The organism is Undibacterium sp. KW1 (assembly GCF_009937955.1).
Lineage (GTDB): Bacteria > Pseudomonadota > Gammaproteobacteria > Burkholderiales > Burkholderiaceae_D > Undibacterium.
On record NZ_AP018439.1, the window covers coordinates 316,035 to 335,949 of the forward strand.

Sequence of the window (19,915 nt, forward strand, 5' to 3'; positions counted from 1 at the left end):
CTCCCGGATTGTATAGAACTCATTTCATAAATAGGATGAGATGCGTTTGCCTCATAACGTGGGCTGGCAAGGCGGACGAGGCAGTCAATAGCTTTGCCTATTGACAACGAGTTCAACGCAGTCCAGCGCACGTTATGAGGCAAACCCTCCGGGAACTGACGATTTGGGCGCATTGCTGCGTTGTGCCGCTTGCTAAGGCGGACGCCTTAGCTGCACAGGGTACACACCTAAGGCCTTGCACTGCATCCCAAATCGTCTTGTTCGCACTCATCCTATTTATGAAATGAGTTCTAAAGTATTGATTTGCCATGGTGCCAGCCAATTATGGAGGAATCATGAAGTAAAGACGATACGCAACAAAAAAATATTTTTATAAAAACTATACAGATGGAATTTCAAAAAAACTGTTTTCTTCATTTTTTCTTCACATTCAGAAATCATCCTGTCCCCAGTCTCAGAACTTAGCGCAGAGGATGCCGGGCTTCTTGAGTAGAAAAATGGAAACTTCAAGGGGGCTAGAAATGAAATCACAAAGAGTATCGAATTTGCATGTTATGGCTGGTGGGCGTGCAAGAGTACAGATAGGTAGTGCCATGCTTGTGCTGGCAAGCCTGGCTGCCTGTGGTGGCGATGCAAGTACGGCAGGATCGACGAATAATGTTAATAGCGCGCAAGCAGCACCGCCGGTAAGCACGGCTGCACTCCTTGCACCGGCACCGGCTCCGGCTCCGGCAGACCCGCCTTCACTCGTGCCTATTGCCAATGGTGAGGGAGCTGCTCTGACAGTATCCACGACTGGCAGCATAGATAGAAACAATCCTTTCTTTAAAGCCTTTGGCAATGGCCGCAGTTGTGCCAGCTGCCATCAGGAAAGTCAGGGCTGGAGCATACGTCCTGATGACTTGCAACTGAGATTTACTGCCAGCAATGGCAATGACCCGGTGTTTGCCCTCATTGATGGAGCAAACTCGCCGACTGTCAAAGTGACTACGTTAGATCAAAAGCGTCAGGCTTATAACATGTTGCTGTCCAAGGGGCTCATCAGAGTGGGTTTGCCAATACCCGCTGATGCTGAATTTATACTGGATAAAGTAGATGACCCTTATGGGTACGCCAGCGCCAAAGAGGTATCGCTATTCCGTCGCCCTATGCCCACAACGAACCTGAAGTTCCTGAGTACCGTTATGTGGGATGGCCGCGAAACCTTCAGCGATGCCAGGTCCAGTCTGTGCATACGCAATACCCGGCCACTGCAGTGTTTTTCAACCACTGATTTCGATTTGCTGCATCAGTCAAATAGTGCAGTCACTGGGCATGCCCAGGCAGCACAGGGGCTGACAGCGGCAGAGCAGCGCAGCATCGTTGATTTTGAAAAAACGTTATTCACAGCACAGATCAGCAGTCTGGCAGCAGGTAATCTGACAGACATTGGCGCCAAAGGTGGCCCTGCAGAGCTGGCAAAGAATAATTTTTATTTTGGTATCAATGACCTTGATGGCGGTGACTATATAACGGGAGCACCATTCGACCGCAATGTCATGAACATGTTTGCCGCATGGCGCGGTCTTGACAGGCCCACCCCACCGAACCCACCAGCGCAGGGAAGGCCTCCTCAACCTCAGCAGCCACCACAGCCACCATCGGCGATCAATATCGCCAGGGCATCGATAGCCAGGGGCGAGCAGATTTTTAATAACAAGCCTTTCAACATCACAAGGGTTGCTGGCTTTAATGATGAATTGCGTGTTGGCTTGCAGCGCGCAACCTGCGCCAGTTGCCATAGTGTAGGCAATGTGGGGTCACATTCTGTGCCGCGCCTGTTCAACACCGGCGTATCAGATGCCAGCCTGCGCACACCAGATATGCCCTTATATACGCTGAGGAATAAACTGACCGGTGAGTTGGTGCAAACCACGGACCCCGGCAGCGCCATGAATACCGGAAAATGGAAAGATATAGGCCGCTTCAAGGTACCCAGCCTGCGCGCCATAGAAGCGCGTTCACCTTACTTCCATAATGGTGGCATGGTGGAGATTACGGATGTCGTGAAATTCTATGACAAGCGTTTCAATATAGGATTTACGCCGCAGGAAATTATTGATCTGGCGGAGTTTTTGAAAGTATTGTAAAACTGGTTTGGATTTTGTGAAAAGAGCAGGCTCAAGGGCCTGCTCTTTTGTTTCAGGGGCTGCGTATTATTGTTAGCCAGCGTAAAAACAGCGGCCGCATACATGTTGATAACGCTCGTTCCCACCGATATCAATTTGCTCGCCGGATTTCATGCGTCTGCCATTTTCATCAACGCGGATATTCATCGTGGCCTTCTTGCCGCAAGCGCAGATGTTTTTTAATTCTTCTATATCGTCTGCGAGCGCCAACAAATATGCCGAGCCGGTAAATGGCTCACCGAGAAAATCGCTGCGCAGACCATAGCAAATCACTGGCACACCGCGCACCTGTGCCAGTTGATGTAACTGGCGTACCTGATCAGCAGACAGAAATTGCGCTTCATCCACAAGCACGCAACTGACCTTGGGTGTTTCTGCCAGGAAATCAAAGTGGCTATCAAAAACTTCTGCCTGTCTTTGTGGACCCAGACGTGAAGTGACTTTACCCGCACCGTAACGGTTGTCTATGGCCGCAGTATAGAGAAGGACTTTTTGTCCCTGCTCTTCATAATTGTGTGCCACCTGCAAAAGTGCGGTGGATTTTCCGGCGTTCATTGCTGAGTATCTGAAGTAGAGCTTGGCCATGCCTGTTTCCTGTTGGTTCCTGGTGGACTGTTGTCAATCTTGTTGATGAAGACAGTCGATTTATTGTCAATTTTATTGAAGATGGGACTTCCGCAAAACCGCCCCAGCTGCGTTGCAGCTCCTAGCCGTACTAAAGTACTGTCTTTGTCGCTACGCCTTGCTGGGACAATTTTGCGTAAGTCCTAGAAGAAAAATTTTTTATAAAAAGCTCTTGAAACTCCTTGTACCAGTACCATTTTCTACTCAGCAGATGCTCAAATGCGAGGTCTGCCAAGGAAGTAAAAGCACTGTTTTTTTAAAAGAGTTTCTAAACATTTAATTTATATCGCTTCAATTTATAAGGATATTATCATGCGTAATTTTGACTTCGCCCCTCTGTACCGTTCCGCTATCGGTTTTGACCGTCTCGCACAATTGTTTGATGACGCACAACGTACAGAAAATGCACCCAGCTATCCCCCTATAATATTGAGTTGATTGCAGAAGATAAATATGCAATCACCATGGCTGTTGCCGGGTTCGATCGCAGTGAACTCGATATAGAAACCGAGCGCGATACCCTGAAAATTGTAGGCCGCCGTCAAAAGGCAGAAGGCACACGCAACTTCCTGCACCGTGGTATTGCCTCACGTGATTTTGAACACCGTTTCCGCCTCGCTGATCATGTCAAGGTTGTTAGTGCCCGCCTCGACAATGGCTTGCTGAATATCGAACTGGTGCGCGAAATTCCAGAAGCACACAAACCACGCCGCATCCTGATCGATGCCGAGAATCTGCAACTGGTAGAACAGCAGGCTCAGGTGCAAAACCAATTGCAACGTCAGGTTGCCTAAGCAATATCAAGCAATAAATTTGGTCCAAGCGTACACATGGGCCAGTCTCCAAAAATGAAGTAAAAAAGCATGGGCTTGCCCATGCTTTTTTACTATCTGCAACTTTTTAAAAAGTCTCAGCGAAAGTTTGCAAAATTTTTACAGGCAAGCCAGTAAATTTTGGGTAGAATGGTGCCCAAAATCAGGGACTTAGCGTAATTTGATCAGCAATAAAAGACCATACTTTTATGAACTGATCGTGACATCCGGCTTGGTGATGGCACCCTGATGCCTGAATAAATTTTATAGAGCTGCCTATGAGAAAGACCCTGAAGTCTGGCATTTTCTCGATGGGACTGCTGCTATGTCTGAACTGTGCCTTTCATATACCCGCTCATGCAGCGGAAGATGGCACCGACTTGAATCTGACTACCCTCACCGGCGACTGGAATGGTCGGCGCCAGGCCTGGCTGGACCAGGGTATCAGTCTGGATTTCACGCATCGTAGCGACATCGTGCACAATCAGAGTGGTGGCATTGCCACCGGCACTAAATGGCTATCGTATACCGATGCCAGGATACGCCTTGATCTGAACAAGCTGATGGGGTGGGACGGCTGGACCGCCTATACCCAATACCATAGCGAACTGGGTGGCAAACCGAATATACAGAAAATCGGCAGTTTGATCGGTGTCGATAATATCGAAGTCAAAACCAATACTGCCCAGTTTTCTGAGCTGTGGCTGGAAAAAAGCATGCTGGACGACAGGCTGGCTGTGCTGGTCGGCCTGTATGCGGTTGATTCCGAATTCTATGTAACTGAAAGCACTGGCGTCTTTTTACAACCTGCCATGGGCATGAATATTTCTTTCGGGCAGACTGGCAAGAATGGTCCACCTATCTACCCCATGGCATCCTTTGGCACGCGCCTGCGCTACAAGTCAGCGGATAAAAACAGCTATCTGCAAATTGCTTTACTCGATGGCGTGCCGGGTGACCCGGCCAATCCGCGTGGCAGCCACATCAAATTTGAGAAAGGCGATGGCATCCTGCTCATGGCCGAGGCTGGACATTATGGCGAAAAACCGGGTGGCGATGAAAAAGCCCTCAACAAAACTGCCGTAGGCGTGTGGCGTTACAGCGCTGGTTATGCTGATCTCAGCAGTCTTGATGCCAACGGCAAAGCTGTGCAGCGCAAAAATTTTGGCTGGTATGTTTTGACCGAGCGCACCCTGCTGCCCAAAGCCGGACATCCCGGCCAGGGTTTGCAAGGCTTTTTCCGTTTTGGTACGGCGCAAAAAGACATCAACCAGTCTGACTGGTCAGTGAATCTCGGTCTCAACTACGTCGGCCCTTTCGAGGGCAGGGGTGAAGATCAACTGGCGCTGGGCATGACCTATGCTCGCGCCAGTGAAAAATACCGCAAGCTCAACAAGGCTGACAATTTTGAATCCATACTGGAGGCGACTTACAAAATGCAAGTGCGGCCCTGGTTGATACTGCAACCTGTTGTGCAATGTGTCTTCAATCCAAATATGGATGCCAGGCTGAAAAATGTCTGGGTATTCAGCCTGAGGACAGAAATCGCATTTTGAGCTTTCATGGCAGGATGATATTCGATGCATTCACTTCGCGGATATCTTTGGTCCCAGTCAAGGCCATGCTGACATCCAGTTCTTTTTGCAGGATTTCCAGCATGGTCGTGACACCTGCCTCACCCATCGCACCCAGGCTATACAAAAAGGCGCGACCTATCATGCTGCCCTTGGCACCCAGGGCAGTGGCCTTGAGTATGTCTTGTCCTGTGCGTATGCCACCGTCAAACCAGACTTCGGTTTGATGACCCACCGCATCGACGATTGCTGGCAATGCCTGTATCGATGACATCGCGCCATCAAGCTGGCGGCCACCGTGGTTGCTGACGACGATGGCATCTGCACCGGCGGCTACCGCCAGTCTGGCATCTTCGACATCAAGTATGCCTTTGAGTATCAGTTTGCCACCCCATTCTTTCTTGATCCAGGCGACGTCATCCCAGCTCAGCGTGGGGTCGAACTGGCTGGCCGTCCATTGACTCAGCGTGACTATGCCATCGCCACCTTTGACGTGTCCAACCAGGTTGCCAAAAGTCTTGCGGCCAGTCAGGGCACGCAAGGCCCAGGCTGGTTTGGTGGCGAGGTCGATGACGTTTGCCAATGTCAGCTTGGGTGGAACCGACATGCCGTTTTTCAAATCTTTATGGCGCTGCCCCAAGATCTGCAAATCCAGTGTCAGCACCAGCGCTGAGCATTTGGCATTCTTTGCCCTTTGTATGAGTTCTTTGACAAAGCCACGGTCACGCATGACATACAGCTGGAACCAGAAAGGCTTGCTGGTGACGCTGGCCACGTCTTCTATTGAGCAGATACTCATGGTCGATAGTGTGAAGGGTATGCCGAATTTTTCTGCCGCTATTGCTCCCAGCATTTCACCATTGGCCCATTGCATGCCTGTCAGTCCGGTCGGTGCGATTGCTACGGGCATGGCTACTTCCTGGCCTATCATGGTAGTGCGGGTAGTACGGTGTTCTACATTGATGGCAACCCGTTGCCTCAATCTGATGGCTGCCAGATCGCTGGTATTGGCCTTGTATGTCGATTCTGTGTAAGAACCGCTGTCTGCATAATCATAAAAAGCTTTTGGGACGCGCTTTTTGGCGAGCAGGCGCAGATCTTCTACACAGGTAATGACGGGCATGGTTTACTCCGGCTGATTAATTATTTCTACAAGTGTAGGGGATAAGCTACATTGCGTGGCAGAAAAGCTTTCAGAGTTTACATGAAGGATTTTCAGCATTGCCCTTGTCACACAGCTTCACTCAAGAAATTGATCGGAAATAAGGCTGCGCATCCACTGATTGCCTGCATCCTGATTGTAGCGCCTGTGCCAGAACATATTGGTTTGCAAGGCAGGCAAGCGCAAGGGGGATTTGACATAGCGCAAGCCAAACGGTGCGGCTGCGCGCTCCGCCAGTTTCTGTGGCACGGTTACCAATAAATCATTGCAACTGATTATGTAGGGAACTGCAACGAAATGCGGCACGCGCAGATGGCTGACGGCGCTGATACCGGCTTTTTCCAGACTCTGGTTGACTTTGGCATAAGGATTTTCCCTCGATGCAACAATCAAGTGTCGCGCCGACAGAAAATCCTTCATCTCCAGCCTGTCTGCCGCCAGCGGATGGCTTTGCCGGAACATGCAGACATAGTTTTGCCTGAACAAACGGCGCTGATACCAGGCATCGGACAAATGATCAAAAGCGCCTATCGCCAGATCAACCCTGCCAGACTCCATTTCAGTCTTCAAATCGATATCACTGGCGCGCACGGTGGATAACTGTAATTGTGGTGCCAGGCTATGCAGGTGCTCTGCCAGGATAGGCATGAAATACACTTCACCGACATCGGTCATGGCAATTGTGAAATGGCGCTTGCTGCTGGCAGGGTCAAAACTCTCTTGCCGGTTCAGTGCCTGGGTGATGTGGGTCAGTGCCAGCGCCACAGGCTCGGCCAGTTGCTCTGCCAGCGCTGTGGGCTGCATACCTGTTGCCGTACGCACAAATAATTCATCATCAAAGCTGCGCCGCAGCCGTGCCAGGGCATTGCTGACTGCTGGCTGCGACAGGCCCAGCTTGCGGGCGACAGAAGATATCTGACGGTCTTGATAGACTTCCTGGAAGATCACCAGCAGGTTCAGGTCTATGTCTTTGGGTTCCAGCATAATGTTCCAGTCTTATTGTTCAGCGTCAGTGTCCAGCATCAGTGTCCAGTATTATTGTCCAGCATCATTGCGCAGTATTATTGATATTATGAATGTAGTACATTTTTGTATTTATATCGTAGAACGGGAAACTTTGCATTAAAGTGCAACTGTACAAAACTCACATTGCAGGAAACGCCATGAGCAAGCACGATGCAAGAGAAGTCCAACTTCATTACCAGACCGGTTTTGCGAATGAATTCGCGACAGAGGCATTGCCAGACGCCCTGCCCAAGAGCCAGAATTCCCCGCAGAAATGCGCCTATGGCCTGTATGCCGAGCAAATCTCGGGCACGGCCTTTACTGCCCCGCGTCATGCGAACCGCCGTTCCTGGGCATACCGCATACGCCCGGCTGCCATGCACCAACCCTTCCAGCAAGTCAGCAATGGCCGTATGACGAATGATTTCGGCGCGACGCCAACAACGCCAAATCAGTTGCGCTGGGATCCCATGCCCATGCCGACAGAAGCAATTGATTTTGTCGATGGATGGATGACCATGGCAGGCAACGGTTCGGCTGACGCCCAAACCGGCTGTGCTATCCATATTTACACAGCCAACTGCGACATGAAGACACGGTTCTTTTATGACGCGGATGCTGAACTGCTCATCATTCCCCAGCAAGGCCGCCTGCACATCCGCACAGAAATGGGTTTGCTTGATATAGAGCCGCAAGAAATCGCGGTGATACCGCGTGGTGTACGCTTCCAGGTGCACCTTCCTGATGGCGAAGCCCGTGGCTATGTCTGCGAAAACTTTGGTTCCATGTTGAAGTTGCCTGACCTTGGCGTCATCGGCTCCAATGGACTGGCCAATCCGCGTGATTTTCAAATTCCGGTTGCCTGGTATGAAGACAAGGAAGGTGATTTTGAATTGCTGGCCAAGTTCAGCGGTAATCTGTGGTCGGCAAAGATAGGCCATTCACCATTGGATGTGGTCGCCTGGCATGGCAATTTTGCGCCTTACAAATATGATTTACGTCACTTCAATACCATAGGCTCTATCAGCTACGATCATCCTGATCCATCTATCTTTTTGGTTTTGCAGGCAGCCAGTGATACGCCGGGTGTGGATACCATAGATTTCGTGATTTTCCCGCCACGCTGGCTGGCAGCAGAAAATACTTTCCGCCCACCCTGGTTCCACCGCAATATTGCCAGTGAATTCATGGGCCTTATCCATGGGCAGTATGATGCCAAATCTACCGGCTTCCGCCCCGGTGGTGCCAGCCTGCATAATTGTATGAGCGGCCATGGCCCGGACGCGCCGACTTTCGATAAGGCATCCGCAGCAGATACCAGCAAGCCACATAAAGTCGATGATACGATGGCATTCATGATAGAAACGCGTAATATCATCAAACCGACCCGCGCCGCCATGGAAGCGCCGCAATTGCAGGCAGACTATTACCAGTGCTGGCAAGGCATCAAGAAAAATTTTAATCCGGAGCAAAAATAAATGACGGTACAACTTAATGAAACCCATGATGCAGGCTTGCGCAGCTGGGTTGCTTCAGCCAATCAGGCTGGCACGGATTTCCCGTTGCAGAATTTGCCATACGGCGTGTTTCGTCGCCAGGGCAGCAACCAGACATTTCGCATCGGTATTGCGATTGGTGACCAGATACTTGATCTGGCAGCCGCCCATGCCGCCCATGCTTTTGCCGGTTATACCGAGTTGCAGGGTGGCCATTTCACCAATGCCGTCAATGCCAGCAACCTCAATGCCCTGATGGGCCTGGGCGCCCCGGTATGGTCCGCATTGCGCCTGGCCCTGTCACGCGTCTTGCGTGAAGGTGCAAGCCTGCAAGGTGCATTGCAAGCCTGCCTGCTGGCACAAAGCGCAGCAGAATTTGCCTTGCCTGCGCAGATTGGTGACTACACCGACTTTTATACATCCGTTCATCATGCGACCGCTGTTGGCAAATTGTTCCGCCCGGATAATCCTTTACTGCCGAATTACAAATGGGTGCCGATTGGTTACCATGGCCGCGCCTCATCTATCGGTGTATCAGGCCAGCAATTTCGCCGCCCGGTAGGCCAGACCAAACCGCCGACTTCTGAAACACCGGTGTTTGGCCCTGCCAAACGCATGGATTATGAAATGGAAATCGGTATCTTCGTCGGCCCCGGCAATGCGCTGGGCGATGTCATCAATATGGACAAGGCAGAGTCACATATCTTTGGCCTGTGCTTATTGAATGACTGGTCAGCGCGTGATGTACAGGCCTGGGAATACCAGCCGCTAGGCCCATTCCTTGCCAAAAATTTTGCTTCTACCATTTCCCCTTGGGTAGTGTCACTGGAAGCACTGGCACCCTACCGCCATGCCTGGACCCGCGATGCAGAAGACCCGCAACCCATGGCTTATCTGGATGCGCCAGACTTGCGTGACAGCGGTGCGTTTGATGTGCAGCTTGAAGTCTTGCTGCAGACGGAAAAAATGCGTGCAGCAGGCGCACCTGCCGAGCGTTTGTCCTTGTCGAATTTCCGCCATTCATACTGGACGATAGCGCAACTGATTACCCATCATACGGTCAACGGTTGCAACCTGAATCCTGGTGACTTGCTGGGCTCGGGTACGCAATCCGGTCCATTGGCAGATGAAGCTGGTTCCTTGCTGGAACTCACTGAAGGCGGCAAGAAAGCACTGACTTTCAGTAATGGCGAGCAGCGCATTTTTATGGAAGATGGTGACGCCATCATCATGCGCGGCTGGGCGCAAAAAGAGGGCTTTGCGCGGGTGGGCTTTGGCGAGGTTGTCGGGACATTGTTGCCAGCCAGGACGTAAATTTCCGATTGACTTTGACTTTCTGCAAGTAAAAAAAACGGGACTTTTCAGTCCCGTTTTTAAGCATGCCAATTTAGCCAGTCAATTGTGGTGTTAATTAAATCTGCACCCAGTTACCCTTGAATATAATCGGCCCAGACGGTTTCTCAGGATTACCCGATCCACCTTTGGGCTCCAGTGTCACTGCCAGCAAAGGTACGCTGTCTGCGGTCATGTCTTTAGGCATGGGCAGGGTGATGATGCCTTTGCCTGCCACCAGGCCCAGTGATTTGACCTTGCCGTCTTTACCCACAGCCCATAATTCCAGGCTCTTGTCAGCAGCGATGTTTTGCGCTGTCACCATGCGTATCTGTAACTGGCCGCGTTTGCTGTCGCCGGTAATCACTGCGATAGCCTGTGCCTTGTCATCCGACAAAGTGGCGACGTAATTGGTTTGCGGTGTTGCTTGCTGTTGATCCGCCTGTTTGCTCAGCAAGACAGATACCAGCACCACGGCGGCGGTGGTCGAGAACATGCCCAGGCCACGCCAGAATGCCAGGTCTTCGCGCAGTTTGCCCCAGTTGCGCCAGTAGGCAAATGGATCTTTGGTGGTGCTCAGGTTCAGGCGCTTTTCCAGTGCTGTCCAGACGGCTGCCGGTGCTGTGACGGCAGGTGCAAATTCGGCCATGGGAACCAGATACGCTTCCCATTTGCCTACCACCTGGCGCAGGGCCTCATCCTGTTTGAGCCAGGCTTCAAAGCGGCGGCGTGCGCCACCGCGCAGGGTGCCCAGCACATATTCAGAGGCCAGTTTTTCTTGCAGGGCCGGATTATTTTTTATCTGGTGCAAATTCATCATGCCTCCAGACGTGTGAGGCAGGTGCGCAATTTGTCGAGTCCGCGCCTGATCCAGGTTTTTACCGTGCCTATCGGCAGTTTCATGTGTTCTGCCACTTCGCTGTGTGACAGATCATGGAAAAATGCCATCGCCATTGCCTGCCTGTGCAAGCCTTCCAGACGTGACATGCAAGACGCCAGTGCTTTGGCATCCTGTGTCAATTCCAGCGTCTGTGCTGGTGTCGGTTCAGTGCTTTCCATGGCTTGCATGATTCCCATATCAAAATTATCAGCATCGATTTCTACGTCGTGATCAACACGACGCAGCAGATCGAAAGCGCGATTGCGCACTATCGTTGTCATCCAGGTCATTGGTGCTGCCAGACCGGCCTGATAACTGCCCGCGTTATTCCAGATGTTGACAAAACTCTCTTGTAAAACCTCTTCTGCCAACTCACGCTTAACTAATATACGCAGCGCGAAGCCAAACAGTTTCGCTGAAGTGGCGTCATATAGTAATTTAAATGCCTGAGCGTCTTTGCGGGCGACGGCGGCTAGCCAGTTTTGTAACTGGCTGGTATCCAGAGCGACAGTGGGCAATTGCTTATCCAATCTTGGCTGGCCCTATAAGTGATAAGGCTGACGTGGGTAGTGATGCGCTGATTTTAGTCGATTTCCAATTTGTACACAGTGCGTGTATCAGGATTTGTTGCTTTCCGTATGCATAAACAGGGAAGGGTGTTGCTCGGCATATTCACGCAAGAGATTCCAGACCACACGCACTCTTTGCAGGCGGTACAAGTCACTGGGTGCAGCCAGCCAGTAAGAACGCTCGGTAAAGAAACTGTCTTGCAAAACCGGTACCAGAGTACCGCTAGCCGGGATGGCATATGGCGGTGCCATGATCAGGCCCATGCCAGCCGCTGCCGCTTCGCATTGCGCCATCATGCCTGTACAGCATAAGCGCCTTTTGGGGGTAAAGCCCAGTTTGTCGAGGAAGTTGAGTTCATTGCTGGCCAGGCGGTCTTGTACATAATCGACAAATTCATGCTCAGCCAGGTCTGCTTCGCTGCGTATCGGCGGGTGACGAGCCAGATAATCAGGCGAGGCATACAGGTTCAGGCGAAAAGTTGCCAGACGGGTAAACACATAACGCCCGGTATTCGGCGGGTCCAGCATGACACCGAGGTCGGCCTCACGTGTTGCCAGGTTGGCGAAACGGGGTTGTACCAATAAATCCACGCTGAGTTCTGGGTGATCCTTCAGCAGATGCACCAGCAAGGGGGCAATCACCAGGGTACCAAACATTTCTGGCACGCCCAGGCGCACGACACCGTGGGCTGAGACACTGGCTGCACCTAACTGATCAGTCGCTGTCAGGGCGGCGCTCTCCATGGCTTCGGCATGGGGCAGCAGGGCATGTCCCATTTCGGTCAGCTCATAGCCTTCGCGGCTGCGGTCAAACAGGGTGGAGCCTAGCTGGCTCTCCAGCCTGTCTATGCGGCGCGCTACTGTCGTATGTTCCACGCCCAGGCGACGGGATGCACCAGACAGCGTGCCAGCGCGGGCAAGCTCCAGAAAGTAACGCAGGTCAGTCCATTCAGGCATGCTATTCATGCGCTCATTGTGCACCAATTGTGCGGCAAAGCACATACTGCAACAGCTCATTTGCCATTTCCGCTTTGCAAGAAACCAAGAAATGCGGGTTTTGCACAACAACTGGGCAGTTTTAATTGCTCAATCTTCACTCTGATGTGCATTTATGCACAAACGGTGGGCGTACATGCGCTTTCTGGGTTTTTTCTTTCCGTGCACACTGCCTGCCATGCGACATACAACAATGTATAAGGCGCACATAAAAAATACAGGAGACAGAAATGAACCAGAGCAAGAGAAAGCAGAAATTCTTACGTCGGTCCGCTGCAGCATTGTTGGTCGCATCAGGAACAGTTACAGGCAGTGGCATCAGCCAGGCTCAGACTACGACACCGCCAGCAACGACTGAAACAGCCAATGCCGAGCCGACGACGGTAGTCGTGACCGCCCGTCGACGCGAAGAATCCCTGCAAGACGTGCCAGTTTCTGTCACTGCTTTCTCTTCTGATCAGCTCTCCAAGACTGCAATCCCCGACATCGTCGGCCTGGTGCAAAGCTTGCCGAATACCACGATGAAAGCATCGCGTGCCACCAATTCCACGCTGACCGCCTTTATCCGTGGCGTTGGCCAGCAAGACCCGCTGGCTGGTTTTGAAGCTGGCGTCGGCATTTATCTCGATGATGTGTATATCGCCCGCCCACAGGGTGCAGTCGCTGATATCTATGATGTAGAACGTATAGAAGTTTTGCGTGGCCCTCAGGGTACTTTGTATGGCCGCAATACCATAGGTGGTGCCGTCAAATATGTGACACGAAAACTGCAGCCAGAAACCGATGTACGCCTGAAAGCAACAATAGGCACCTATGGCCAGACCGATGCCGTACTGACAGCTAGCACGCCGGTGTCAGATACCCTGCGGGTAGGGGCCAGCCTGGCAAAGTTCAAGCGCAATGGCTTTGGCAAGAACCTGCTGACCGGGGCAGAAAATTATGACAAGGACGTTGCTGCTGCCCGTCTCAGTGCAGAATTCACGCCTAATTCCAACCTGTTCATCCGCGTCTCGGCAGATACCAGCCAGGATGATTCCAGCCCCAAGAATGGCTACCGCCTGACCGTGGGCAATCTCAGCAAGGCACCGATACTTGACAATGTTTTTGATACCCGAGCCAATCTGACCTCGGCACTCGGCCATCTCCAGCAAGTCAAACAGACTGGCGCTTCTGCGCTGGTGGAATGGCAGATCAATAATGAGCTGACACTGAAATCGATTACTGCCAGCCGCCGCGATACTTCCTATGCACCTATCGATTTTGATTCTCTGCCGACAGTCGATCTGGAAGCACCTGCACTGTACAAGAACCGTCAGTTCAGCCAGGAATTGCAAATCAGCTATAGCGGCAAGACCATACAGGGTGTGGCCGGTGTGTATTACATAGACGCCAATGCCTATAATAAATTCGACACCCTGCTCAATGGTGCATTGCCACTGTCTGTGTATACCATGGGCGATGTTGATACCAAGGCCTGGGCTGTATTTGCCGATGGCAGCATGAATTTGTCAGACACGATCAGCGTATCAGCCGGTGGCCGTTATACCTCGGACACACGTCAGGCAGCAGTCTTGCGTCAGCTATATCTGGGTACCAAGGGTTCACCTGAAATGGGCAACCCCGGTGCAGTGCTGTTCCGCACAGACACCAATCTGACCAAGAGCGATCTGGACCGTACCGATACCAAGTTCACCCCGCGCCTGTCATTGAACTGGAAAGCCAATGCCAATAACAATGTGTATGCTTCCTGGTCGCAAGGCTTCAAGGGTGGTGGTTTTGATCCGCGCATGAATGTGGTTGGCACCAAGATCAGCCTGGCCAAGGCCAAAGGCGGTTACGAGCCGGAAGAAATCGAGACTGTGGAACTGGGCTTGAAGTCGCAATTCGACAAGGGCCGCATCATGACCAATGCTGCCCTGTTCTTCAGTAATTACAAGAATGTGCAGATACCCGGTTCCGTCGCGGTCGATACCGATGGTGACGGCAAGGATGATAACTTCGCCGGTGTGACCACCAATGCAGGCAAGGCCCGCATCAGGGGCTTTGAGCTGGAAGCAACTGCGCGTATTACCGATGCCTTCCGTCTGTCTGGCATGTTCAGTTATATCGATGCGAAATATACACAATTCATTGTCGCCGGTGTCGATGTCGCCAGCCAGAAGGTATTCCAGAATACACCGAAGCAATCAGCCAACCTGACTGCCAGCTATGACTGGCCGCTGAATATGATAGGCAGGAACGGTACCTTGTCACTGATCTCCAGTTATTCCTATCGCGGTGCGACGAATCAGTTCGAGACACCCAATGCCCTGCTGGATCAGGATGCCTATTCTCTGTGGGATGCCAGCCTGGTCTGGACCAGCACCGACAAGCGCCTGCGTGCTGGCCTGCATGGCAAGAACCTCAGCAATACCAAGTACAAGGTCGCTGGTTATTTGTTCCCAACCCTGGGCCTCGAAGGCAGCACGACCGCCTTCTATGGTAACCCAAGGACAGTCTCTGCTACAGTGGAATACCGTTTCTAGCCCGGTGACAGCGAGAGGAAATTGAGTGACTACTTTCACTGACATCAGCTTTACCAGTACCGATGGCCTGCAACTGTATGCGCGGGATTATGCCTCGCAGGGCGGGCAGGCCAAATGTGCAGTTATCTGCATCCACGGCCTGACCCGTAATTCTGGCGATTTTGAAGAACTGGCACCGTGGATAGCAGAACAGGGCAGGCGCGTGATTGCAGTCGATGTCAGGGGACGCGGGCGTTCACAGCATGACGCCGACCCTGAGCACTACAACACTGTCACCTACGCCAATGATGTCATCAAACTCGCCCGTGACCTGGGCATAGGCCGGGCGGTATTCATAGGCACCTCCATGGGTGGCCTCATCACTATGACGGTGGCAGCGCGCAAATTGAATTTGATTGCGGCTGCCGTCCTTAATGATGTTGGTCCTGCCTTGTCCGCCAAAGGCTTGGGCAGGATAGCCGGGTTTGCTGGCAAGACCGTGGAAGTGCAAAACTGGGATGAGGCCACACAATACATACGCCAGGTGAATGTGTCTGCTTTCCCTGACAACGGCATGGAAGAATGGGCCAAGTGGGCGAGGCGGGCTTTTGCTCAGAATATCGATGGCAAGCTCGTGCTGCAATATGATCCGAATATTGCCCGTCCCTTGCAAACCGGGCAGTTGAAAAGCAGATCCTGGGTCGCCAATTTCGCTTTCCGCCGTCTTGCCAGAAACCGGCCCACGTTGCTGATACGCGGTGATCTGTCAGACCTGGTCGAGCCTGAACAGCTCGCCTATATGCAAGATCTGGCACCCGACATGCAATATGCCGAAGTCAAAGGCGTGGGCCATGCACCCATGCTGATGGAAGCGCAGGCGCAAAAAGCCATCAGGGAATTTTTAGCCACAGTGGATTAGGCGATTTGCAGTATGCTTATGCGCACAGTCAAAAAAGAGCATGGAAAATGCCGCTGACAAAATGCATGCAGTTCCACAACGTAAAATTAGCAGGAGACAAAATGCAACAAAAAAACCGCTTTAAACTCGTCTGTCTGAGTCTGGCACTGAGCAGCGTATTCGCGTCAGCCAGCAGCCTGGCGCAGGATCTGAAAATTGCCCTGATCGCTGGCAAGACCGGCGCACTGGAAGCCTACGCCAAGGAAACCGAAACCGGCTTCATGATGGGTCTGGAATACCTGACTGGCGGCAAGATGGAAATCAATGGCCGCAAGATCAAGGTCATCGTCAAGGATGACCAGAGCAAGCCTGACCTGGGCCGCACTGCACTGGCCGAAGCCTTTGGTGATGACAAGGCTGATATAGCAGTCGGCACCAGTTCTTCCGGCTCTGCTATAGCAATGTTGCCAGTAGCTGAAGAATACAAAAAAATACTCATCGTTGAGCCCGCAGTGGCGGATGCGATTACCGGTGAAAAATGGAACCGCTACATCTTCCGTACCAGCCGTAATTCCATGCAGGATGGCCTGGCTGCTGCCAGCACCATCAAGTCCGGTGGCAGTATTGCCTTCCTGGCGCAGGATTATGCTTTTGGCCGTGATGGCGTGAAAGCAGCCAAGGATGCGTTGAGTGCAGTCGGTGCCAAGGCCAAGATAGTCCATGAAGAATATGCGGCACAAAACACGACCGACTTTACCGCAGCGGCTCAGCGCATTTTTGATGTGCTGAAAGACAAGCCGGAACCGCGAGTCTTGCAAATCATTTGGGCGGGTCCCAATCCCATGAACAAGTTGGCTGACATGAAGCCTGAACGCTTCGGCATTACTCTGGCTCCTGGTGGCAATATCCTGCCCGTCATGAAAAACTGGAAGACTTATGTAGGAACCCAGGGCACAATTTATTACTACTATGACTTCCCAAAAAACAAGATGAATGACTGGCTAGTGGCGGAGCATACCAAGCGTTTCAAAGCACCACCTGATTTCTTTACTGCAGGCGGTTTTGCTGCCGCCAGTGCCGTGTACGCAGCCATCAGCAAAGCCAAATCCACGGATACTGAAAAACTCATCACAGCCATGGAAGGCATGGAATTTGACACGCCTAAAGGCAAGATGAATTTCCGCAAGGAAGATCATCAGGCCATGCAGGCCATGTACCATTTCAAGATCAAGAAAGATCAAAAGAATGAATGGGATTTGCTGGAACTGGTCAGGGAAATCCCCTCCAGTGAGTTGCCAGTCCCTGTCAAGAACAAGCGCTGATGATGGCAGGCGAACAAATGAGTGGTGCACCGTCGTTATCAACGCGTGACCTCAGCATACGGTTTGGCGGCCATGTGGCCGTCAACCAGGTCACTGCAGACTTTTATCCCGGCACCCTGACTGTCATCGTGGGCCCTAACGGTGCGGGTAAAACCACTTACTTCAATTTGATGTCAGGTCAATTGCCAGCCAGCTCAGGCAGCGTACATTTGTTTGGTGTGGATATTACAGCCAAGGGTGCGGCTGAGCGTACGTGCAGGGGTATAGGCCGGGCTTTTCAACTGACCAATCTTTTCCCGAATTTGTCTGTCATGGAAAATGTCAGGCTGGCAGTGCAAAGCAGGGCGGGGCTGGGGTTGAATATTTTTTCTTTATGGTCATCCCATGCCAGCCTGTTGAAACGGGCAGAACATTATCTCGATAAGGTTGCGCTGGCTGACCGCAAGTCGGACAAAGTCGCTGCGCTGTCGCATGGCGATAAACGCAAACTTGAAGTCGCGATATTACTGGCACTGGAGCCAGAAGTCATGATGTTCGATGAACCCACCGCAGGCATGAGTGTCGATGAAGTGCCAGTGGTGCTTGACCTGATCCATCAGGTCAAGGCTGAACGCAAGAAAACCATTTTGCTGGTTGAGCACAAGATGGATGTCGTGCGTTCACTGGCTGACCGCATCATCGTCCTGCATAACGGTGCGCTGGTAGCAGACGGTGAACCTGTCAGCGTCATGGCGTCTGCCATTGTACAGGAGGCCTATCTGGGCGTTGCCCCTGAACCCACGGGAGAGCAGCATGTCTGAAGCCATACTGACACTGGCCGGTGTGCATACCCATATCGGTGAATACCACATTCTGCAAGGTGTGGACATGCAGGTGCCACGCGGTGGTCTCTCGGTTTTATTGGGCCGCAATGGCGCAGGCAAGACTACGACCCTGCGCACCATCATGGGCCTGTGGAAAGCCAGCCAGGGCAAGATACATTTCGATGGCCGCGATATCACTGCCATGGCAACGCCAGATATCGCCCAGCTAGGCATTGCCTATGTACCAGAAAGCATGGCGATATTTTCTGACTTGACGGTTAAAGAAAATCTGCTGCTGGCCGCCCGCAATGGCCCGCTCGATAATAATCGTGTTGAATGGATATGCGGTTTCTTCCCCGCTTTGAAAAAATTCTGGAACTACCCGGCAGGTAATTTATCTGGTGGCCAAAAGCAAATGGTGGCGATCGCCCGCGCCATCGTCGAACCACGCAAGCTGATTTTGGTTGATGAACCGACCAAAGGCCTGGCACCTGCCATCATCCTCAGCCTCATGGCTGCCTTTAATGAATTGAAAGCCAGTGACACCACCATCTTGCTGGTCGAGCAGAATTTCAATTTCGTGCGCAAGCTTGGGGATACAGTTGCCGTCATGGATGATGGCCGTGTTGTCCATACCGGTGGCATGCAGGCACTGGCAGATGACAATGATTTGCAACAGCATTTGCTGGGCCTGTCACTGGCCGCGCATCAATAAAGCAAGAGGAATAATAATGACAGATACTGTCCTGGATAATACTGCCAAGCCAGAAGTCGCCAGCCTGCTGACAGCACCACGTGATATCTGGCCGCTGGTACTCGTGCCAGCGCTGGCCTTGCTGATGCTGCCGCTGGTGGGCAGCTTTCCGACCTGGATCACCCTGACCGTTGCAGGCCTGGCCATGGGCATGATGATCTTTATCATGGCCAGTGGATTGACCCTGATCTTTGGTTTGATGGATGTATTGAATTTTGGTCACGGTGCTTTTGTGTCCGTTGGTGCTTTCGTTGCCACCTTGGTTTTATTGCCCATGCACGGCTGGATGGAGGCGGATTCATTGCTCATGAACCTGACAGCACTGGGCCTGGCTATACTGCTGGCGATGCTGGCAACCGGCTTGCTGGGCTGGGCTTTCGAGCGCGTCATCATCATGCCTGTGTATGGTCAGCATCTGAAACAAATCCTCATCACCATGGGCGGCATGATCGTTGCAGAACAGATGATCAATGTCATCTGGGGTGCAGAACAAATCCCGCTACCCTTGCCGACCAGCTTGCGCGGCTCCATTCTGCTTGGCGATGCCGCCATAGAAAAATACCGCCTGATTGCTGTCGTGGTTGGCTTGCTTGTATTCGTTGCGATGTTCCTGGTACTTAATCGCAGCAAACTGGGTTTACTGATACGTGCCGGGGTAGAAAATGGCGAGATGGTAGAGGCACTTGGTTACCGCATACGCCGCCTGTTCGTGCTGGTATTTGCTGCCGGTTCTGCGCTGGCTGGCCTCGGCGGTGTCATGTGGGGTTTGTATAAAGAAAGCCTGACCGCAGCCATGGGCGGTGACATCATGGTCATGGTGTTTATCGTCATCATCATCGGTGGACTGGGTTCTGTAGGTGGCTGCTTTATCGGTGCCTTGCTGATGGCGCTGGTCGCCAATTACGCCGGTTTCCTGGTGCCCAAGCTGGCGCTGGTGTCGAACATCTTGCTGATGATCGCCGTGCTGCTGTGGCGCCCGACTGGCTTATATACCGTGGTAAGGCGTTAAGACATGA

General features: G+C 52.1%; 16 protein-coding genes and 1 pseudogene. 11 read left to right on the forward strand and 6 right to left on the reverse strand.

All coding sequences use genetic code 11. The features are described 5' to 3' along the window. Window positions 1-521: 521 nt before the first annotated feature. Entirely contained in the window at window positions 522-2,129 is a 1,608-nt protein-coding gene (locus UNDKW_RS01425; RefSeq protein WP_232063197.1) for a cytochrome C, read from the forward strand. Between the two features lie 72 nt (window positions 2,130-2,201). On the opposite strand, the gene UNDKW_RS01430 is transcribed toward UNDKW_RS01425, so the two are convergent. Further along, complete coding sequence (locus UNDKW_RS01430; protein WP_162039412.1) at window positions 2,202-2,753, reverse strand: thymidine kinase; 552 nt, start codon at window positions 2,751-2,753, stop codon at window positions 2,202-2,204. 351 nt (window positions 2,754-3,104) lie between these two features. Between UNDKW_RS01430 and UNDKW_RS01435 the strand changes: the two are divergent. Further along, window positions 3,105-3,586: pseudogene (locus tag UNDKW_RS01435) on the forward strand (Hsp20 family protein). Window positions 3,587-3,882: 296 nt separating this feature from the next. Next, window positions 3,883-5,160, forward strand: coding sequence for a carbohydrate porin (locus UNDKW_RS01440; protein ID WP_162057297.1), 1,278 nt, complete (start codon window positions 3,883-3,885; stop codon window positions 5,158-5,160). Between the two features lie 4 nt (window positions 5,161-5,164). On the opposite strand, the gene UNDKW_RS01445 is transcribed toward UNDKW_RS01440, so the two are convergent. Both UNDKW_RS01445 and UNDKW_RS01450 read right to left on the reverse strand, forming a co-directional pair. After that, window positions 5,165-6,301, reverse strand: coding sequence for an alpha-hydroxy acid oxidase (locus UNDKW_RS01445; protein WP_162057298.1), 1,137 nt, complete (start codon window positions 6,299-6,301; stop codon window positions 5,165-5,167). Between the two features lie 117 nt (window positions 6,302-6,418). Then, window positions 6,419-7,324, reverse strand: a complete 906-nt coding sequence (locus UNDKW_RS01450; RefSeq protein WP_162057299.1) for a LysR family transcriptional regulator — start codon at window positions 7,322-7,324, stop codon at window positions 6,419-6,421. Window positions 7,325-7,503: 179 nt separating this feature from the next. Here UNDKW_RS01450 and hmgA point away from each other — a divergent pair, with 179 nt between their 5' ends. Together hmgA and fahA are read left to right on the forward strand one after the other, a co-directional pair. Further along, window positions 7,504-8,823 carry a homogentisate 1,2-dioxygenase gene (gene hmgA / locus UNDKW_RS01455; RefSeq protein WP_162057300.1) on the forward strand — a complete coding sequence of 440 codons (1,320 nt, stop codon included), beginning with the start codon at window positions 7,504-7,506 and terminating at the stop codon, window positions 8,821-8,823. Then, window positions 8,824-10,155, forward strand: coding sequence for a fumarylacetoacetase (fahA, locus tag UNDKW_RS01460; protein ID WP_162057301.1), 1,332 nt, complete (start codon window positions 8,824-8,826; stop codon window positions 10,153-10,155). It begins immediately after the preceding gene. A gap of 97 nt (window positions 10,156-10,252) precedes the next feature. On the opposite strand, the gene UNDKW_RS01465 is transcribed toward fahA, so the two are convergent. From UNDKW_RS01465 to UNDKW_RS01475, 3 genes are all read right to left on the reverse strand, one after another. Further along, window positions 10,253-10,990 (reverse strand): anti-sigma factor domain-containing protein, encoded by a 738-nt coding sequence (locus tag UNDKW_RS01465; protein WP_162057302.1) that lies wholly within the window; start codon window positions 10,988-10,990, stop codon window positions 10,253-10,255. Then, window positions 10,990-11,571: a sigma-70 family RNA polymerase sigma factor gene (locus tag UNDKW_RS01470; protein WP_162057303.1), complete on the reverse strand. Its 582-nt coding sequence runs from the start codon at window positions 11,569-11,571 to the stop codon at window positions 10,990-10,992. The genes UNDKW_RS01465 and UNDKW_RS01470 overlap by 1 nt, the downstream gene beginning before the upstream one ends. 99 nt (window positions 11,572-11,670) lie before the next feature. Continuing rightward, window positions 11,671-12,639 (reverse strand): LysR family transcriptional regulator, encoded by a 969-nt coding sequence (locus UNDKW_RS01475; protein ID WP_232063198.1) that lies wholly within the window; start codon window positions 12,637-12,639, stop codon window positions 11,671-11,673. A gap of 209 nt (window positions 12,640-12,848) precedes the next feature. Here UNDKW_RS01475 and UNDKW_RS01480 point away from each other — a divergent pair, with 209 nt between their 5' ends. From UNDKW_RS01480 to UNDKW_RS01505, 6 genes are all read left to right on the forward strand, one after another. Next, the gene (locus UNDKW_RS01480) at window positions 12,849-15,143 is read left to right on the forward strand and encodes a TonB-dependent receptor (protein ID WP_162057304.1); all 2,295 of its coding nucleotides are present in this window, start codon (window positions 12,849-12,851) and stop codon (window positions 15,141-15,143) included. A 25-nt stretch (window positions 15,144-15,168) separates the two neighbouring features. After that, window positions 15,169-16,041, forward strand: a complete 873-nt coding sequence (locus tag UNDKW_RS01485) for an alpha/beta fold hydrolase (RefSeq protein WP_162057305.1) — start codon at window positions 15,169-15,171, stop codon at window positions 16,039-16,041. A 101-nt stretch (window positions 16,042-16,142) separates the two neighbouring features. Next, entirely contained in the window at window positions 16,143-17,342 is a 1,200-nt protein-coding gene (locus UNDKW_RS01490; RefSeq protein ID WP_162057306.1) for a substrate-binding domain-containing protein, read from the forward strand. Window positions 17,343-17,344: 2 nt separating this feature from the next. Further along, window positions 17,345-18,142: an ABC transporter ATP-binding protein gene (locus UNDKW_RS01495; RefSeq protein WP_232063199.1), complete on the forward strand. Its 798-nt coding sequence runs from the start codon at window positions 17,345-17,347 to the stop codon at window positions 18,140-18,142. Next, window positions 18,135-18,860, forward strand: a complete 726-nt coding sequence (locus tag UNDKW_RS01500) for an ABC transporter ATP-binding protein (RefSeq protein WP_162057308.1) — start codon at window positions 18,135-18,137, stop codon at window positions 18,858-18,860. The genes UNDKW_RS01495 and UNDKW_RS01500 overlap by 8 nt, the downstream gene beginning before the upstream one ends. A 16-nt stretch (window positions 18,861-18,876) precedes the next feature. After that, window positions 18,877-19,908: a branched-chain amino acid ABC transporter permease gene (locus tag UNDKW_RS01505; protein WP_162057309.1), complete on the forward strand. Its 1,032-nt coding sequence runs from the start codon at window positions 18,877-18,879 to the stop codon at window positions 19,906-19,908. The last annotated feature ends 7 nt before the right edge of the window (window positions 19,909-19,915 follow it).

Excerpts from the sequence above, each read along its gene's own strand:
- UNDKW_RS01465 (WP_162057302.1), bottom strand. The coding sequence starts at position 10,990 with ATGAATTTGCACCAGATAAAAAATAATCCGGCCCTGCAAGAAAAACTG.
- UNDKW_RS01475 (WP_232063198.1), bottom strand. The coding sequence starts at position 12,639 with ATGAGCTGTTGCAGTATGTGCTTTGCCGCACAATTGGTGCACAATGAG.
- UNDKW_RS01440 (WP_162057297.1), top strand. The coding sequence starts at position 3,883 with ATGAGAAAGACCCTGAAGTCTGGCATTTTCTCGATGGGACTGCTGCTA.
- UNDKW_RS01490 (WP_162057306.1), top strand. The coding sequence starts at position 16,143 with ATGCAACAAAAAAACCGCTTTAAACTCGTCTGTCTGAGTCTGGCACTG.
- UNDKW_RS01430 (WP_162039412.1), bottom strand. The coding sequence starts at position 2,753 with ATGGCCAAGCTCTACTTCAGATACTCAGCAATGAACGCCGGAAAATCC.
- UNDKW_RS01445 (WP_162057298.1), bottom strand. The coding sequence starts at position 6,301 with ATGCCCGTCATTACCTGTGTAGAAGATCTGCGCCTGCTCGCCAAAAAG.
- hmgA (WP_162057300.1), top strand. The coding sequence starts at position 7,504 with ATGAGCAAGCACGATGCAAGAGAAGTCCAACTTCATTACCAGACCGGT.
- fahA (WP_162057301.1), top strand. The coding sequence starts at position 8,824 with ATGACGGTACAACTTAATGAAACCCATGATGCAGGCTTGCGCAGCTGG.
- UNDKW_RS01500 (WP_162057308.1), top strand. The coding sequence starts at position 18,135 with ATGTCTGAAGCCATACTGACACTGGCCGGTGTGCATACCCATATCGGT.
- UNDKW_RS01450 (WP_162057299.1), bottom strand. The coding sequence starts at position 7,324 with ATGCTGGAACCCAAAGACATAGACCTGAACCTGCTGGTGATCTTCCAG.
- UNDKW_RS01425 (WP_232063197.1), top strand. The coding sequence starts at position 522 with ATGAAATCACAAAGAGTATCGAATTTGCATGTTATGGCTGGTGGGCGT.
- UNDKW_RS01505 (WP_162057309.1), top strand. The coding sequence starts at position 18,877 with ATGACAGATACTGTCCTGGATAATACTGCCAAGCCAGAAGTCGCCAGC.
- UNDKW_RS01495 (WP_232063199.1), top strand. The coding sequence starts at position 17,345 with ATGGCAGGCGAACAAATGAGTGGTGCACCGTCGTTATCAACGCGTGAC.
- UNDKW_RS01480 (WP_162057304.1), top strand. The coding sequence starts at position 12,849 with ATGAACCAGAGCAAGAGAAAGCAGAAATTCTTACGTCGGTCCGCTGCA.